This window comes from Microbispora sp. KK1-11 (assembly GCF_006874435.1).
Taxonomy (GTDB): domain Bacteria; phylum Actinomycetota; class Actinomycetes; order Streptosporangiales; family Streptosporangiaceae; genus Microbispora; species Microbispora catharanthi.
Window position 1 is genome coordinate 81,215 of the sequence record NZ_VIRJ01000003.1, and the last position, 17,266, is coordinate 98,480.

The 17,266-nt window shown below is 70.8% G+C and carries 14 protein-coding genes and 1 pseudogene; 5 read left to right on the forward strand and 10 right to left on the reverse strand.

From position 1 onward, the window contains the following. The first annotated feature begins 17 nt into the window (after positions 1 to 17). Entirely contained in the window at positions 18 to 1,208 is a 1,191-nt protein-coding gene (locus tag FLW16_RS05835) for a serine hydrolase (protein WP_221890921.1), read from the forward strand. A 368-nt stretch (positions 1,209 to 1,576) separates the two neighbouring features. Here the strand turns inward: FLW16_RS05835 and FLW16_RS05845 are convergent, their stop codons facing one another. After that, positions 1,577 to 3,514, reverse strand: a complete 1,938-nt coding sequence (locus tag FLW16_RS05845; protein WP_142558411.1) for a hypothetical protein — start codon at positions 3,512 to 3,514, stop codon at positions 1,577 to 1,579. Positions 3,515 to 3,637: 123 nt separating this feature from the next. Here FLW16_RS05845 and FLW16_RS05850 point away from each other — a divergent pair, with 123 nt between their 5' ends. The 3 genes and pseudogenes from FLW16_RS05850 to FLW16_RS46135 form a co-directional block, all read left to right on the forward strand. Next, complete coding sequence (locus tag FLW16_RS05850; protein ID WP_142558413.1) at positions 3,638 to 5,611, forward strand: PQQ-binding-like beta-propeller repeat protein; 1,974 nt, start codon at positions 3,638 to 3,640, stop codon at positions 5,609 to 5,611. A 124-nt stretch (positions 5,612 to 5,735) separates the two neighbouring features. Beyond that, a complete protein-coding gene (locus FLW16_RS05855; RefSeq protein WP_185949270.1) occupies positions 5,736 to 8,237 on the forward strand; it encodes a carbohydrate binding domain-containing protein in 2,502 nt (833 codons plus the stop codon). A gap of 87 nt (positions 8,238 to 8,324) precedes the next feature. After that, positions 8,325 to 8,555, forward strand: a pseudogene (locus FLW16_RS46135) (Gfo/Idh/MocA family oxidoreductase); the annotation flags it as partial. A 60-nt stretch (positions 8,556 to 8,615) separates the two neighbouring features. On the opposite strand, the gene FLW16_RS05860 reads toward FLW16_RS46135, so the two are convergent. The 5 genes from FLW16_RS05860 to FLW16_RS05880 form a co-directional block, all read right to left on the reverse strand. Further along, positions 8,616 to 9,257, reverse strand: a complete 642-nt coding sequence (locus FLW16_RS05860) for a DUF2306 domain-containing protein (RefSeq protein WP_142558417.1) — start codon at positions 9,255 to 9,257, stop codon at positions 8,616 to 8,618. A 129-nt stretch (positions 9,258 to 9,386) separates the two neighbouring features. Further along, complete coding sequence (locus FLW16_RS05865; protein WP_142558419.1) at positions 9,387 to 10,793, reverse strand: NtaA/DmoA family FMN-dependent monooxygenase; 1,407 nt, start codon at positions 10,791 to 10,793, stop codon at positions 9,387 to 9,389. A 12-nt stretch (positions 10,794 to 10,805) separates the two neighbouring features. Beyond that, positions 10,806 to 11,903: an LLM class flavin-dependent oxidoreductase gene (locus tag FLW16_RS05870; protein WP_142558421.1), complete on the reverse strand. Its 1,098-nt coding sequence runs from the start codon at positions 11,901 to 11,903 to the stop codon at positions 10,806 to 10,808. Positions 11,904 to 12,038: 135 nt separating this feature from the next. Next, the gene (locus tag FLW16_RS05875) at positions 12,039 to 13,091 is read right to left on the reverse strand and encodes an LLM class flavin-dependent oxidoreductase (protein ID WP_142558423.1); all 1,053 of its coding nucleotides are present in this window, start codon (positions 13,089 to 13,091) and stop codon (positions 12,039 to 12,041) included. Between the two features lie 152 nt (positions 13,092 to 13,243). Then, a complete protein-coding gene (locus tag FLW16_RS05880) occupies positions 13,244 to 13,654 on the reverse strand; it encodes a MarR family transcriptional regulator (protein WP_142558425.1) in 411 nt (136 codons plus the stop codon). Positions 13,655 to 13,733: 79 nt separating this feature from the next. On the opposite strand from FLW16_RS05880, the gene FLW16_RS05885 reads away from it, so the two are divergent. After that, positions 13,734 to 14,591 carry an SAM-dependent methyltransferase gene (locus FLW16_RS05885; protein ID WP_142558427.1) on the forward strand — a complete coding sequence of 286 codons (858 nt, stop codon included), beginning with the start codon at positions 13,734 to 13,736 and terminating at the stop codon, positions 14,589 to 14,591. A 69-nt stretch (positions 14,592 to 14,660) separates the two neighbouring features. Here the strand turns inward: FLW16_RS05885 and FLW16_RS05890 are convergent, their stop codons facing one another. From FLW16_RS05890 to FLW16_RS05905, 4 genes are all read right to left on the reverse strand, one after another. Next, positions 14,661 to 15,137 carry a GntR family transcriptional regulator gene (locus FLW16_RS05890; protein WP_260614939.1) on the reverse strand — a complete coding sequence of 159 codons (477 nt, stop codon included), beginning with the start codon at positions 15,135 to 15,137 and terminating at the stop codon, positions 14,661 to 14,663. Between the two features lie 61 nt (positions 15,138 to 15,198). After that, positions 15,199 to 15,678, reverse strand: a complete 480-nt coding sequence (locus FLW16_RS05895; RefSeq protein ID WP_142558431.1) for a GntR family transcriptional regulator — start codon at positions 15,676 to 15,678, stop codon at positions 15,199 to 15,201. 94 nt (positions 15,679 to 15,772) lie between these two features. Then, positions 15,773 to 16,450: a RadC family protein gene (locus FLW16_RS05900; RefSeq protein ID WP_142558433.1), complete on the reverse strand. Its 678-nt coding sequence runs from the start codon at positions 16,448 to 16,450 to the stop codon at positions 15,773 to 15,775. A gap of 52 nt (positions 16,451 to 16,502) precedes the next feature. Further along, the gene (locus FLW16_RS05905) at positions 16,503 to 17,240 is read right to left on the reverse strand and encodes a GntR family transcriptional regulator (RefSeq protein WP_142558435.1); all 738 of its coding nucleotides are present in this window, start codon (positions 17,238 to 17,240) and stop codon (positions 16,503 to 16,505) included. Positions 17,241 to 17,266: the final 26 nt, after the last annotated feature.

The window sequence follows — 17,266 nt, forward strand, 5'->3', positions numbered from 1 at the left end:
GCAGGAGAACGCGGGCGGTGCTGTCGTTCGCGGCCGCTGCCGCCGTGGTCATCGGCGGGGTCGCGCCCGCGTCGGCCACGCCTGCCGCGCACCCGGCTGCCACAATCACGCGTGCCGACTCCTCATTGCCCAAGCTGAACCCCCAGGCGCTTCAGCAGGCGATCTCCAGCGCACCCAACCGGGTGACGGGCGTACTCGCACGGGTCAGCGGACCCGCCGGGAAGTGGACGGGGACCTACGGAGTCGCCGACATCACCACGCAGCAGCCGGTTCCGCTCGACGGCCGCTTCCGTCTCGGCAGCGTCACCAAGGCCTTCATCGCCACCGTGATGTTGCAACTGGCCGCCGAACACCGCGTCGACCTCGACAAGCCCGTGCAGCACTACCTTCCGGGCGTAATGCCCGCCAACTATCCGCCGATCCCCGTTCGCACCTTGCTGAACTTCACCAGCAGCCTGCCCGAGCTGACAGCCGACGACATGCCGTCCACGCCCGACGCCATCGTCCAGCACCGTTTCGATGACCACCCGCTGTCCGAGCTGGTCGCCAAGGCCGTCCGTCATGAGCGGCCCTTCACTGAGCCGGGCAGCATGCAGGTCTACGGAGCCACCGGCTACTACGTCGCAGGAATGCTCGTCGAGAAGCTCACCGGACACAGCTACGAGCAGGAGATCACCCGGCGCATCCTGCGCCCGCTGCACCTGCGGCACACCACCGCTCCCGAGACCGACACCACCATCCCCGGCCCCCACGCTCATGGCTACCTCGCCGTCCCCCAACCCGACGGGAAGAGCAAGCTGGTCGACGTGACCGAGCAGAACCCCGGCGCGGGCGGCATGATCTCGACCACTGCCGACCTCGACCGCTTCCTGACCGCCTTGTTCAAGGGGCGGCTCCTGGCGCCGGCCCAGATGAAGGAACTGCTCGCCGTCCCCGGCGTACCGTACCTGGGCGGATCCAACCAGGACCCGGGTCATGGCAAGGCTTACTACAGTGCGGGCTTGATGCGCGTCACGATTCCCGGCAGCGACGGCCGCCCGGGCGTGACCGTATGGGGCAAGACCGGCAGCACCTACGGCTACACCGACGGCATGTTCACCACCTCCGACCTTCGCCGCCGTCTGGCGTACTGCTTCAACCCCGTCACAGGCGGAGGCAACGACATGGCCCTGGTCAACCAGATCATCACCGCCGCCTTCACAGCGTGAGCGGGTGAGGTTCCCCTCGTACTCAGTCTCAGCAAGCTCGACGGCGACATCCTGATCCTCGGCGCCGGGGGCAAGCTGGGGCCGAGCCTGGTGCGGCCGGCGCTCAACGCCACCAGGGCGGCGGGGGGCGAGCGGCGAATCATCGCTGTCTCCCGCTTCCCGGAGCCGGGGCTCGCCGAGGCGCTCGCCGGGGAGGGCGCGACGGTGGTGCCCGCCGATCTCCGTCCGGCGGGCCGCTGCTCGGCAAACCCACCGAGTTCGAGCGCCGTGACGGGCGCTTCTGACCCGGATGCCATCGCAACCGCCCAAGGGGGACTCTCACGTGCTCAGCGCGGCTTCAGAGGTACGGACATCCGTACGCGACCTGTTCAGGCGCGCCTGATGGCGATGCGGATCAGGTTACGGCCCCGGATCGAGTACAGCGCGTTGTGGGAGGGGTCGAGGGCCAGCTTGGGTTCGCCGCCGAACCAGTCTCCCGCCAGGCCCTCGGCGAGCGCGCTGGCCCGCCAGCGGACCAGGTCGATCGCGTAGACGGTGTCCAGATCGGCCGTGTACGCCGTGCGGCCGACGAGTACGAGGTCGCCGCCCCGGGCGCTCACCTGGAGAGTACGGGTCACGGCCTTACGAACCAGGTCGTACTCGAACAGCAGCCCGCTGCGGGTGATGCCGTACAGGGCCTGGGGTGTGCTGTCGAGCCCGGTGACGCCGGACGCGCCGGGCACCGGCTCGGTCTGCCAGAGCAGTCTGCGGGAGGTCAGGTCGAAGGCGGCCAGCCGGGCCGTGGTCGTGACCGGAGGAAGCCCGAGGCCCTCCTGCGTCTGGGTGCCCAGGTACGCGATCCCGCGCCGGGTCGTCACCGCGTACACCGTCTGCCGTTCGACGATCGGCCGGTAGGTGACGTGGGTGCCGTCCGTGACGGAATAGAGGGTCAGCGCGCCGTTCTCGTGGCCGGGCTCGGGCTGCGTCGGCATGACGATCAGCTTGGTCTTCTCGTCGTAGGCGAGATCGCGCGGCCGGTCCTGCTGGTTTCCGGCGCGCAGCAGCAGGGTCGCCTCCGGATCGCCGGCCCGATGCGCGTAGAGCGCGGCCTGCGTGTAGACGCCCAGATAAGTGAGGTCCCGCACGGTGACCAGTGTCTTCGGCTCGCCGGGGATGCCGAGCCGGGTGACGGCGCCGGTCGCGAGGTCGTGGATGTCGGCGCCGCCCTTGCCGCCGACGTAGACCCGGCGGCCGTCGCTGTGCACCGACATGGGTTGCTCGGGTGCGGCGCGCAGGCCGCGCTGGACCAGGCTGCGGTACTCGATGTCCCCGGACTCCGGGTCGTACACGAAGACGGCGCTGTCCTGGACCCCGTAGATCTTGCCCTTGTGCGCGAGGATGCGATACGTGGCGGCCTCGAAGTAAGGCACGCCGAGTACGTCGAGGACGCCGGTGTCCAGGCGGTAGCGGTAGAACGTGCCGGTGGGCCGGCCCGCGAAGTAGACGGAGCCGTCGTGGATCAGCACGGCGACCGTGTACTTCTCGCCGGGGGCGGTGGCCTTGACGACGTGGTGGTCGGCCGGGTCGTCCTTGCGGAGCACGAGCAGTTCGGCGAGCGAGTTCAGCCCGCCCGCGACGTGCGTGTCCGAGATCGACATGCTCGCCACCCAGTCGCGGGAGGCGACCTCGGCCGGGAGCAGGTCGCGGCTCTCGCCGGTGGCCCGGTCGATCGCGACGAGGTGCGCGTGCGTGCCGGTCCCGCAGTAGACGTACCTGTCGTCGGCCTCGATGCTGCGCACGTAGGCCTCGCCGGGGACGGGCTGCCCGAGATCGCGGCTGGTCCCGGTCGCCGGGTCGTACTCCCAGACCCGGCCCGGCTCCGAGCAGCCCATGTAGATCTTGCCGTCGGGGGCGGCGGCCATGGTCCAGATGTAGTGGTCGGGGTACTCGCCGACCTTGGTCACCTGGCCGGTGAGCGTGTCGATCCGGTAGAGGTCCGATCGCACGTGGGTGGCGACGTAGACATCGGTGCCGGAGGCGCACATGGCCCAGATGCCGATCCCCGTGGGAATCTCGTAGTGCGCGACTATCTCGTCGGAGACCAGGTCGTACGCGCCGACCACGTTCGGCGACAGTCCACGGGAGCCGACGTACAGGACGTCGCCCACGATGACGCCGTTGCCGAGCGGGCTGGCCACGCTGGCGGGCCCGAGGTCGGTGATGTCCCCCGTGGCGGCACGCGCGGCCGTGGCGGAGGCGAGCGGAGAGACGGCGACGGCCGCCGACGTGGCGGCGGCGACCTGGAGGAACCTGCGGCGGGGGAGCATACGCGGGGAGTCCCTTCGGATACGGGCCTGACCGCAAAACCGATCAGTCCATTGACCGAGCATGCGTGAAAGGTTACGGTCTGGGCCATTATCGAGCAAGAGTGAGCATTTGGAGGTGTTGCCATGCTGCGCGCCCGTGCGGTCCTGCTGGCTCTCCTGACGGCCTTACTTCCGATGGCGGCCCAGCCCGCCTCCGCCGCCGCGGCCGCCTGCGCCGCCCCCGCGTACGAGACCTACGGCCCCGCCTCGCTGACCGGCGCGATCGTCGGTGCGGCCGTGCACGACGGCAAGGCGTACGTCGTGACGCGCGGCCTGAAGCCGCCCGTGGTCGCGGAGATCGACCTGGCCACCCGGAAGGTGGTGCGCACCGCCACCCTGCCGGACGGTCCCGCGGCGGGCGAGCCGGAGGGAGCGTGGGCGACCGTCGTCTCCGGCGGCAAGGTCTACATCGGCACCTATCCGGTCCCGGACCTGTACAGCTTCGACCCGGCCACCGGTGAGGTGGCGCACCTGCGCTCGTTCGGCGCCAACGGCGGCTTCGTCTGGAGCCTCGCCGCCGCCCCGGACGGGACGCTCTACCTCGGCACCTACCCCAACGGCCGGGTCTGGGAGTACGTCCCGTCGACGGGCGCCGTGCGCAACTTCGGCGTCCTCGCCACGGGAGAGCGGTACGTGCGCGCGGTCGCGGCGGACGACACCACCGTCTACGCCGGGCTGCTCGACAAGGGCAAGCTCATGACGATCGACCGGGCCACCGGTGCGATCAGGGAGCTGGCCCAAGGGCCCACCGGCATCGGCGCCATCGCCCTCGGCGGCGACCGCGTGTACGCGGCGAGCGGCGGCGTCCTGATCGACGCGCGCAAGGACGGCACGGACACCCGGATGATCGACATCGGCGTGAGCAGCTTCGACGCGCTCACCGTCGCGCCGGACGGCGCCGTCTACGCCACCTCCCGCCCCGACGGGGCCGTCTACGTGTACCGGAACGGCGCGGTCACCAAGATCGCCGAGCCGCCGTCGCCCGGCGACGAGACCCGGCGGCTGGTGCTCGACGGACAGACGCTGATCGGCTTCTCCGGCAGCGGCGGCATGTGGTGGCTGGACCTGTCCACGGCCAAGTCCCAGTTCACCGACCTGATCGAGGCGGGCCTGCCCGCCGGCGCGGAACGGCCGCAGAGCATGCTGCTCGTGCCGAACCGGGCGCTCTACGTCGGCGGCCACTTCTGGATGGACGTCCGCGACCTGCGCACCGGCGAGAAGCGGCGCTTCCGGGTGCCCGGTGAGCCGAAGGACCTGGTCCGGCGCGGCAACAAGATCTACGCCGCGATGTACCCCAGCGGCCAGATCATCTCGATCGACATGCGCGACGACTCGATTCACAGCCTCGGCTTCCTCGGGCACGGGCAGCAGCGGCCGTGGGACCTCGAATACGACGAGGGGACGGACACGCTCCTCGTCGCCTCGGCCCCGCTGGGCGCCGCACTGGAGGGCGCGCTCTCGGTGGTGGACCCCGACACCGGGCGGATCGACGTCTACCCGGACGTCATCCACGACGAGAGCCTGATGAGCCTCAGCGTGGACTCCCGGGCGGGCATCGTGTACCTGGGCGGTGACGTGCTCGGCGGCGGAGGCACGCCCCCGACCCGGACGTCGGCCGCGATCGCGGCGTTCGACCTGCGCAGCCGTACGGTGCTGTGGGAGGTGGAACCGCTCGCGGGCAACCGCACGCTCCAGGACATCAAGGTCCACGACGGGCTGCTGTACGCGCTGTACAAGCGCAACTCGGGCACCTGGATCGCGCTCGACCTCGCCGACCGCACGATCAGGCACCAGGGCACGCTGTCCGGATACGGGGAGCTGACCGTCCACCGGGGGCGGGTCTTCGCGCAGACCTTCTTCGGCGGGGGGAACGCCTACGAACTCGGGAGCACGGCCACGCTCCTGGCCACCGGGCTGGGCGACGACTGGTACACCAACCCGCAGCTCCACTTCGCCCCCGGCTCCTGGGACGCCTGGACGCTCATCGGGCGGAACGTGGCGAAGGTGACGCTCGACCCGCGCTGCCCGCCCGTGACGGTCGGTGGCACCTCCGCCTAGCTTCCGGCCGCCACCGGAATCGATGATCGACGCCCGCCGGCTCGCTGGGGCGGTCGGGCGTCGATCGCGCCCCGAGCGGCACCGGTTCGACCCAATGGGAAGATCGACGAATGGAGGTGCGGCCGTGCCGCGCTCGCGTCCGACCGGGATCGCCACGACAGCACTGCTGATCCTGGCCTTCCTCACCGTATCCCCGGCATCCCCGGCCCGCGCCGCCGACCTGATCATCGCGAACGGGGGCTTCGACGACGGCCTCACCGGCTGGAGCGGGTCGCACAGCCCCGGCGGGGTGACCGCGGTGACCTGGCAGGGCCGCACCAGCGCACAGATCGCCGACACCGACGCCACCAAGGCGTACGGGCGGGAGAGCATGCCGTCCCTCCCGGCCGCGGCGGGCACCCGTTACGCGGTGTTCGCCAAGGTCTGGGCGGAGAGCGGCTCCGCCGACCTCTACCTGCGCTTCCGGGACGACACGGGAGCCCTGCTGTCCAGCGCGTACACCCACGTCACCGCCACGGGACAGTGGACGGACGTGCGGGCCGCCGCGACCGCCCCTGCCGGGGCCACCCGGGTCTCCGCGCTCATCTACTCCGGCGTCGCCAACGTCGGCACGGCGTACTGGGACGACATCCGCGTCAGCGCGGCGGTCACCAACCTCGGCGTGCAGTTGGAGAGCGACGTCCCCAACGGGACCGCGTTCGACGCGGCCGGCGGCACCGTCTACGCCGTCTACACGGGCACCGAGGCGCGCAACCCGCGCCTCGCGGTGATCGACGTGGCAGGCGAGACGGTGACCCGGAAGATCGAGCTTCCGGACAGTGCGGCCAGCCCCACGGTCGGCGGCTGGGCGGCGACGGTCGCCACGGACGGCTCGGTCTACCTCGGCACCTATCCGAACTCCAAGCTCTACCGGTACGTCCCCGGCCAGACGACGGTGAGCGACCTCGGCCGGGCCGAGGGCGGATACTCCTTCATCTGGGACATCGAACCGGGCTCGGGCGGCGAGATCTACGGCGGCACCTACAACGACGCCCGGTACTTCAGGTACCAGAACGGGGCCTTCACCACGATGGGCGCCGTTCCGATCCGGCCGGGAAAGGAGAACGTCCGCAGCATCGCCCACGACCCGGTCGCCAACGCCACCTACCTCGGCCTCGGGACCAACGCCGGACTCGTCAGGTACGACAACGCCACCGGCCGCACCGACGACCTGCTGCCCGCCGCGTACGCGAACGAGTCCATGGTGGGCGACCTCACCTGGACCGGGGACCGGCTGTTCGCCTGGCTGAACCGCACGCTGCTCGTGCTTCACGTGGTGCGCAACGCCGACGGCTCCTACCGGGGCGACGTCGACGCGGTGATCGGTGACGCCGAGCTGCACGTCTCCCCGGCGCGCGACGGCAAGGTCTGGTTCGTCAAGGACGAGGTCCTGCAGTCGTACGACATCGCCGGCAGAACCGTCAGCGCGACGAGCGCCCGCCCGGGCATGGACGTCACCGGCTACGGCTGGGCGGGGAACACCCTGGTCGCGCTCGGCGGCGCCCCGACGGGCACCAAGGTCTTCAAGTACACCCCGGCGACAGGGCAGTGGACGAGCCGCGGGGTGAGCTCCGTCCCGATCCTGCCCGCGGCCATCAACGCGCTCGGCACCGGCCCGGACGGGAAGATCTACACCGGCGGCTACCTGACCGGCGGCACCGGCGTGTACGACCCGCTCCACGGCGACGCCGACGACAACACTCCCGACACGCCCACCTTGACCGGCCTGCACCAGACCGACAGCCTGCTGGCCGCCGGCAGCAAGCTGTACATCGGCGTCTACCCCTCCGCGAAGCTCTACGAGTACGACCCCACCCGTGCCTGGAACCCCGGGACGAATCCGGTGCTGCGTTACACGGGCGGCGCGGCGGGCGACATCGCCGACGACTGCGGCGCCGGTCAGGGCCCGCCGCCGCAGGACCGGCCGTACGCGCTGGCCGCCGCCCCCGACGGCACGGTCTACATGGGATCGGTCCCCAAATACGGCAAGCGCAGCGGCGCGCTGAGCATCTGGAAGGCGGGCACCCAGGGCCGCACCCTCTGCGTGGTACCCGGCCAGGCCGTCGTCTCGCTGGCCTACCAAGGCGGCAAGGTCTACGGCGGCACGTCGGCCCGGGGCGCCCTCGGCGTGAACCCGGTGTTCCCGCCCGGCGCGCAGTCGACGCTGTTCGCCTACGACCCCGCGACCGGCGGCGTGACCACGTATCCGCTCCCGGCGGCCGTCACGAACCGGCTGGCGATCACCGACGTCACCGCCGTGGACGGCGACATCTGGGGCTTCGCCGAGGGCTGGCTCTTCGTGTTCGACCCCGGCACCGGGAGGTACACGACGGCGACCCAGCTCTTCCCCGGCATCGACTACAAAGCGGACCCCACGCACGCGTGGCGGGACGCCAACCTGACGACCGTGCCGTGGGACACCGGCCACGTCTACGGCTCGATCGGCGACCAGATCTTCAGGATCGACAAGTCGACGAAGGCGCTGACCGTCCTCCACACCGAGAAGGGCATGGACGGCCTCGCCGCCGACGCCGACGGCAACCTCTACTACAAGATCGGCGAGACACTCCGCCGTTACGTCCCGTGAAAGCCCGCTGCTCGTCGCCCTGGCCGGTCTGGCCACCAGCCATCCGTACGCCGACGCCCGCAGCCTCGGGCGCCACGACGTGGGCCTGTGGGCCACGGGCTACAACGGCAGGACACTCCCGGTGAGGGCGGCGGGACGCTGGTGACCATGGGCCTGCACGGGGTGGAACTGCTCGTCGCGCTGCTCGGCCCGGACGTCCGGCTCGTGGGCGCCGCCGGGTCGATCCGCGCGTACGAGGGGCTGAGATCGGAGGACACGGGCGTGCTCGCGATGCGCTGGGCGAACGGTATCCCGGGAACGGTCGAGGTCCTCGGCGCGTCGGAGGGGGAGTCGTACGAGGTCGTGCTCCACCGGCGCGACGCGGACGGCCTCCAGAGGTCATGCGTCCCGCAGACGGGCTTCGGGCAGGCGCCGGCGCCGCCTGATGACGCTCTCGACCACGGCGAGGTTGACGACCCAGCCCAGCGTCTGGCCGATCGGGATCATCGAGGTCGCGAGTTCTCCCATCGACCCCGCTCCGCGGAAGGGGAGCTGGAGCAGCAGGAGCAGGGGAACGAGGATGCGCGCGGTCACCGCGAGGAACGTCAACGCGTAGTTGCGCATCATCCAGTTCCGGTGACTGTCGAAGTCGCGCCGGCGGGCGGCCCGGTACGCGAGGCCGCCGGTGATCAGCCACAGGACGGCCGCGGTCGTGAGACCGACCTGCGTCATGAGGCGGCCCGACCACAGCGCTACCGGGATCGTGGCCACCGCGGACGGCAGAACCCCGGCGAGGAGGTAGACCCGGCCGAGCGTCCGGTGGATCCACCTGCGCGCCCGCACCGTGGGCATGAACTGCAGGGAGCCGAGCACGAGCGCGACCGCGGCGGTCCCGATGTGACCGACCAGAACGTAGTAGTGCAGGCCGTCGCGCACGTCGAGGCGGCTGTCGTCGACGTCGAGACCCAGGTACGGATAGACCAGCACCGAAGTCGCGATGACCGCGACGATGAAGACCACCCATGCCGTTCGCCTGTGCATAGCCCGGAGCCTCGCAGGCACAGGCTGCTCCGGCATCCGCCCCCGGATGGCCGTGCGCATACGCAAATCGGCGTACAGACCCCCTTGCCTGAGCGTCCCGCCGGCCTTCGACGGCGGCAGCCGGCCGTACTACGCGGAAGGGCCTGCCATGCCTGACCCTCCGGACGGCGCGGGCAGGTCGAGGTGCTCGCGCAACGTCGTCCCGGTGTACTCGGTACGGTAGGCGCCCCTGTCCTGCAACTCCGGAACCAGCTTGTTCACGATGTCCTCCAGGGAGGAGGGGAGCAGGTGCGGGCCGATGTTGAACCCGTCCACCGCGCGCGTGCGCACATACCGCACCCATTCGTCGGCGACTTGCGACGCGGTGCCGACGAAGGCACGATCGCGCGGCGTGACCCGGCGCACGAGCTGCAGGATCGACAGGTTCTCCGCCGCGGCCTGCTCCCGCCACCGCGCGACGGTGGCGAGCTTGCCGGTGCGCCGCTCGATGGAGAGCGTGCCGCGAGAGGGGTCCAGCTCGGCCTCGCTCGGCTCGATGTCGGGCAGCGGGCCGTGCGGGTCGTAGTCCGACAGGTCGGTGTCCCAGTACTGCTCCAGGAACGCGATCGCCCGGGGTGGCGAGAGCTGCTCCGCGTGCACCCACTCGGCGCGCTCCCTGGCCTCCTCTGGAGTATCGCCGAGGATCACCGAGGCGCCGGGCAGGATGCGCAGCGAGTCCGGCGAGCGGCCGTGACGGGCCAGCCGGACACGCAGATCGGCGGCGTAGGCGACGGCCTTGTCGTAGTCGGTGTTGGCCGAGAACACCACGTCGGCGTGGCGGGCCGCCAGTTCACGGCCGCCGTCGGAGTCGCCCGCCTGGAACAGCACCGGCCGCCCCTGGGGGCTGGCCGGAACGGTGGCGCGGGCGCGCAGCCGTACCAGGTCGGTGTCGCGTTCCACCTCGCGGATCGTTCCGGGCCGTGCCCAGGACCTCTCCTCTCCTGATTCGGCGATCGCGTCCGGCGCCCAGGACGCCCACAGCTCCTTGGCCGCCTCCACGAACTGCGTGGCCCGCTCGTAGCGCCGCTCATGGGGGAGCCAGCCGCCGTGACGGAAGTTCGCGCCGGTCCAGGCGTTGTCGGTGGTGACGATGTTCCAGCCGGCCCGCCCGCCGGAAAGGAGGTCCAGGCTCGCCAGGCGGCGGGCCAGGTCCGCGGGGAAGTTGTAGGTGGTGTTCTGCGTGGCGACCAGGCCGATCCGCTCGGTCACCGCGGCGAGGGCGGAGAGCTGGGTGATCGCGTCGGGGCGGCCGGCGACGTCCAGATCGTGCACGCGTCCGCGGTTCTCCCGTACGCGCAGCCCTTCGCCGAGGAAGAAGGCGTCGAAGAGCCCGCGCTCCAGGAGCTGCGCGACGTGGACGAAGGTCTCGATCGCGGTGTGGGACGCGGCGTGCGGGTCCGTCCAGATGAGCTGTGGGCCGACCCCGGGATAGAACACGCCGAGGTGCACCTGGGCGTGCGGGTCGTAGGGGGCGCCGGTCGGGCTGGAGGAGGTCATGGCGTCGTCCCTTCAGGCGGTCGCGCTCGCGACGGCGGCGAAGCGGTTGGCGGGATGGGGCAGGCCCAGCGTCGTGCGGAGCGTGGCCCCGGGCACGGGTGGTGTGTGCAGGCCCGCCGCGGCGAGCGCGGGCAGCACTTCCCCGGCGAGCACCGGCAGGTCGGCGGCGAGGACGGCGGGGTGCAGGCGAACCCCGTCGACGGCCGGGGGGAGCGAACGCAGCAGCTCCACGAGCCCGCCGGCCGGTCCGGCGTAACGCAGACGTCCCGAGTCCGGCCACGGCGTCGCCGCGTCCAGGGCGCCGAGCCGCCGCACCGCCGGCTCGGCGGTGTCGAGCACGACCTCGATCTCGGCGAACGCGAGCGCCGCGCCCGCGTCCCTGGCCTGCTGCGCCCGGCGGGCGAGCGCGTCGGCGTCGGTCTCGCTCACGAGCACCACGTCGGTCGAGGCGTCGAGATCCAGGGCGGCCGGGGCGAGCACGACGACCTGGCCCTGCGGCGGGCGCGGCGTGATGAGAGGCCCCGAGATGGTGAAGTTCGTCCCGACGTAGTTGACGTGATGGACGCGGTCGGAGTCGAGGTAGCGGCCGGTGGCCACATCCTTGATCACCGCGTGGTCCTCCCAGGAGTCCCACAGCAGGCGCGCCACCTCGACGACGTCGGCCGCCTCACGCCGCGCGTCCTCTCCCGTGAGCGCCTGTGCCCCGATGGTGGCGAGAGCGTCGTCGCCATCGGCCGCGCCGACCACCCAGGCCGCCCGGCCCCGGCTGGCGTGATCCAGGCTCGCCAGCTGCGTGGCCAGGTGGAACGGCTCCGTCGTGGTCGTGTGCAACGTGGGGGCGAGCCCGATCCCGCTGGTCAGGAGGGCGGCGAAAGCGGCCCGGGCGCCCGCCTCCAGCCGCCCGGCGTCGTCCGGCGCAGGGCCGGCCGGGAGCGGGGAGTCGGCGAAGGTGGCGAGCGCGAAGCCCGCCGCCTCCGCCTCGGTGACAACCCGCCGCAGCCCGGCGGCCGTCAGCGCGTTCGCGGGCGGGTGGCCGCTGCGGCGCCAGGCGGCCGGATGGGCGCCGTCTCCGTCCAGATCGATGGCGAGCAACAGGCGACGGTCGGTCATGGTCGGCTCATCCTCTTCTCTCCGTGCGGTGTTCCTCCGCGGCCCTTCCGTCCGGCGATTATCCGGTTAGTTGGTAGGAATACTCTGGAAGCCGGATCTGTTCCCGCACGCGCGATCTTCTTCTGAAGATCCGATTCACTCGACTGCCGGGGGAGCGTCACCGCCTGACCCTGTCGCGGGCCGCCAGCCGAGTTCGGGCCCCAGCCTCGTGGCGATGTCGGTGAGGATCTGCACGTAGTCCTCGTGGTCGAAGGTGAACGGCAGCGCGAACGCGACCTCGTCGATCTCCCGGAAAGCTGCGTGCGCGTATAGTTGCTCGGCGATTTCGGCGGAGCTGCCGACGAGGTCGGGCGCGAACATCATGCGGGCCGGTCCCTGCGGTGCGGCGGTGCGGGGCGCGCGCTTGTCGGCGTACTCCTTGTACTTGACCCGCTGCTCCGGCGTGGCCGTGTCCGTGGGGATGACGACCAGACCCTGGGAGACGCGGGCCCTCTGGCCGTCGGGGTGGTGGGCGCGGAACTCCCGTACGTGGGAGAGCTGGATCTCGGGGAAGTTCTCCGACTCCTCCGCCTTGACGACGCTGCTGGTCAGGAAGTTCATGCCGTGTTCGCCCGCCCACCGGGCCGAGCGGAGGCTGCCGCCGCCGTACCACATGCGGGCGCCCAGGCCGGGGGAGTGAGGCTGGATCCGCTCGGAGAAGACCTCGAACCCCTCGGCGCCGCTGAAGCCGGTGACCGGCTCGCCGCGTACGAAGGACAGCAGCCGGCGCACCCGCTCGTAACCGAAGTCCTCCAGGTCGGCGGTGCCGGGGTGGAGCGCGTCCTTGATCTGGTCGTAATGAAGCGGCGGCCCGACGCTGACGCCCGGGTTGAGCCGGCCCCCGGACAGGACGTCCACCGTGGCCAGGTCCTCGGCGAGCCGCAGCGGGTTCTCCCAGCCGAGGGGAATGACCGCCGTCCCCAGTTCGATGCGGGTGGTGCGCTGGGAGGCCGCTGCGAGGACGGCGACGGGGGAGGAGATGCCGTACTGCAGATGGCGGTGCCGCACCCATGCGCTGTCGAAGCCGAGCCGCTCGCCCAGCTCGATGATCCGCAGCGTCGACTCGTGTCCCGGGCGCGGGTCGTCCCCGTCGAACAGCCCGATGGTCAGAAACCCCAACCTGCGCAGTCGTTGTGTGGGCAGTGGCACGGTAGTTCCTCCTCTTTACCCAAAGCCAACCAGGAATGAGGGGAAATAATTGCCGGGGCTCGGCGGCTCCGCAACACCAGTCCGCCGATCCCGGGCAGTACCGCGTCCGCGTCCGCGGCCTTCTTCTGCTGGCCGCGGTGGTCCGGCCGCCGTCACAGTAGGAGGTCGGCCAACTCCTCCAGCAACTCGGTCGCCCGCCGGGCCTGAGCGGGGTCGGCGATGGTGTGGCCGATCACCTGGTCGATGTCGCGGGCCGCACGGCGGGTGATCGCCTGGAGTGCTTCGTCGGCGATGAGGACCCGGGTGCGCCGGCCGTCGTTCGGATCGGTCGTGACTCTCACCAGCCCGCGCGCTTTGAGACGCGACACCGAGGCGGACACGTGACTTTGTACGAACCCTGTCCGCTGGTGGATCTCGCTGATCGAGCCGGCGGGGTGCTTGATCACATCTTCCAGGACGGCGGCCTCTCCCGGGGTGAGTGCCAGGTCGCCGACCTCGCCGGTGACCCCCGAGGACAGTTCGATGAGGCGCTTGCCCAGCCGATGCAGTCGTCCGCCGTCCATACGCCGCAGGTTACATCGTCACCGAAGTATCGCTAACGATGTATCTTTGGCGATAGATATGGGGAACGAGGAGGCGGGAATGCGGCCACAAAATGCGTTGAAGGGCGTGGCGAAGACGGCTCTGGGAATGGCCATGGTGAGGGCCCATGAGAGTCTCAGGGACGACCGCCTGTTCAGCGACCCGTATGCCCAGAGATTCCTGGACGCCGCCCCGGGGGCGTTCCCCGAGCAACCCGCCTCGGCAGAAGACCTCGCCGCGCTGGGGCCCCTGGCCTCCCTGGGGGCGGTGTTCGCCTTCCACGGCGTGCTGCGCACGCGGTTCTTCGATGACTACCTGATCGCCGCGACGGCCGCCGGTTGCCCGCAGGTGGTCCTGCTCGCCGCGGGGCTCGACACCCGTGCCTTCCGGCTGCCATGGCCGGGCGGAGTGAGAGTTTTCGAGCTCGACCTCCCCGAGGTGCTCGCGTTCAAGGAGGCGGTGCTGGACAGAGCGGACGCGCTGCCCGCGTGTGAGCGCAAGGCTGTTCCGGCCGACCTGCGCGCACGCTGGGCGGGTGAGCTGGTCGCGGCCGGGTTCGACCATGCCGTACCGACCGCGTGGCTCGCCGAAGGACTGCTGCTCTACCTGACCGCCGACGAGGCCACGCGCCTGCTGACCGAGGTCGGCGAACTCTCCAGGCCGGGCAGTCGACTCGCCTTCGAGCACGGCGGAATCGCCGATCCCGCGCTCCTCGCCCAGGCTCGCGGCATGCCGGCGATGGACGAGTACGCCTCCCTGTGGAGGGAAGGACCGGGTGAAGACGCCCCCGGCTGGCTCAGCCGGCACGGCTGGCAGTCGCAGGTCCACGATCGCGCCGAAGTCGCCGCCTCGTACGGCCGTCCCGTCCCCGGGCCGTCGAGCGGTGGGTTCCTCACCGCCATCCGCGCAGGTCGCTGACCGTTCCCGAGACTCGGCCGCTGCGCCTGGTGCCCGCCGCACTCACGGTGCCACTGTGCTGGTAGATCGTCAGTTCTGCGGCCAGGCGTCGGGTGCCGTCACATAGGTGCCGCGATGGGGGACGGTGTAGACCCAGCCTTCCTCTCGAAGTACAGCCATGGCTCGTCGCACAGTTTCGCGGGCCACGCCATAGTGCTGCACCAGGCTCGTCTCGCTCGGTACTGAACGGCGGGGTGCCAAATCCCCTTGTCTTATTCGCTCTGCGATTTCCTGGGCGATCTGCCGGTAAAAAGGGATCGAGCCAGCTGCTGTGGCTTTTGTGCCGGAGTCGCCGACGAACGTTCCCTGGCCGTGGACCGTGTAGACGAGACCTTCATCCCGAAGTAGCCGCAGGGCTCGGCGCGCGGTGGTTCGCGCCACGCCGAACTCGTGCTGAATGGCCGCCTCGCTGGGGACCGGCGAGCCGGGTGAAAGGTCTCCAATCCGCCGGCGCAGGATCTCGGTGACCTGAAGGTAGAGATGCGTGTCGCCGTCGTGGTCCAGCACGAGCTCACGGTAGACATCTCGGCGGTTCCGCGATCGCCTCGGCGAGCGTGCTGTGGATAAGTCAGCTCTCCGGCCAGTCCTCTGGCGGGGACACATAGGTTCCGCGATGCGGGACGGTGAACACCCATCCCTGCTTGCGAAGGAAATCCACGGCGTTGCGAGCGGTGGCCTTGGCGACGCCGTACTGCTTCATCGGTGCCTTTTCCGGCGGGATGCGCCGATTGGGTACGAGGTCGCCGCTGCGGATCTGCTTCAGTATCTCGGCCGCTATGCGCTGGTAGACCGGCGTCCGTTCGGCTGACCGTGGAGTGCCCGGCTGTCCGACGAAGGTTCCTTCGCCTTGAACGGTGTAGACGAGCCCCTGCTCGCGAAGCTCTCGGGTGACGCGTCGTGCCGTGAGGCGAGCGATGCCGTATTCGGCTTCCAGTTCCGTCTCGCTCGGAACGGCGTCACCCGGCTCCAACTCGCCGTGATCGATCTGCTCACGGATGATCTCGGCGATCTGCTTGTAGATCGGCACCGGACCCTCGCGATCAATCATGAGGGAATGATAGACGAAACCGGACGTCTATCTACAAAGCAGACAACCTCTGCCGCAATGTATAGGAGCAGTAGACCGCTATAGCTAATATGGTCTACAGGTCGTCAAGCTGACCGTCGGACGCGATCCGGCGCCAGGCGGTGTCGGTGACGATCACGTGGTCGAGGAAGCGGAGGCCGACGGTGTCGGCGGCCTCGTGGAGGCGGGCCGTGACCTCGACGTCGGCGGGGCTGGGGTCGAGCGATCCGCTCGGGTGGTTGTGGGCGAGGCCGAAGGCGGCCCCGCCGGAGAGGAGGACGGTCGTGACGATGTCGCGGACGGGCGCGGGGGTGTGGTCGCTGCCGCCCTCGGTGACCACGGTCCGGCGCAGCACGGCGCCGCGGCCGTCGCAGACGACCACGACCAGCCGCTCGCGCGGCTGTCCGTGCAGCAGGGGAGCGGCAGCCGAAGCGATGTCGGCCGAGCAGGTGATCCGGCTTCGCTCCGGCTCCGCCTGGGCCCGCCGTACGAGGTGGAACGCGGCCGCCACGCGGGCGGCCTTGGCGGGGCCCACGCCGGGGACGGCGAGCAGTCGATGGGCCTCGGAGCGGGCCAGCTCACCGAGGTCGCCGCAGTGGGCGATGAGCTGGGAGGCGAGTTCGACGGCGCTCACGCCCCTGCTGCCCGAGCCGAGCAGCAGGGCGAGCAACTCCCTGTCGGCGAGCGCGGCGGCTCCCGACGCCAGCAGCCGCTCACGCGGCTGGTCGGCCAGGGGCATGTCCTTGACGCGCATCGGCACCTCCGGATGGGGGATCCGGATCGGTTGTACCAGTGGGCACCGACAGTCAGAGGGGGCTGGGAATGCCGTAGACCAGGCGGAATCTGTCGCCGGGCACCACGGCGTCGCTGGTCTCCACCGGACGCTCCCCGGCCCAGTACGTGCGCTCGATCTGGAGCACCTGGACGCCGGCGGGCAGCTCGAGCAGGTCGCTCTCGGTCGGCTGAGGGACACGGATGAGCACGGTCTCGCTGATCTCGGTGAGCGGCAGGCCGCTCGCCGCGAGCCGGAAGGCCGCGCTCCTGCGTTCGTACGTGCCCTCCTCGGGCGCCTGGCTCTGGCCTGGCTCGACCGGTTCGTACGAGGTGAGCAACTGCACCGGGCGGCCGTCCCCGCGGAAGACGTAGCGGGTTCTGATCACCGGGCTGCACTCGCCGACGCGCAACCGGTGGGCGATGTCGGGAGGGGCGTCGGCGAGCTCGCTGCGCCAGCTCCAGCTGGGTTGTCGCCCGCCCGCCTGCATGTCGTTGGCGAAGGCGGCGTGCGGTTCGGGGAGGCGGCTGCGGTGGAGCGGGAGCAGGACCGGTTTCTCCCGCACCCGGTGCCCGGAGCCCACGCGGCCGATGATGAGACCCTCCTGGGCGAGCACGCGCAGCGCGTGGCGGGCGGCCGTCTCACCGACGCTGTACTTCCGGGTGATCTGGTGCCGCGAGGGGATCGGTGCGCCCGGGGGGAGCGTGCCGTCGACGATCTGGCGGCGAATGTCCTCGACTACGCGCAGGTAGACCGGATCAGAGTTTGCCATCAATCCATCCCTGAGGGGGTGACGGG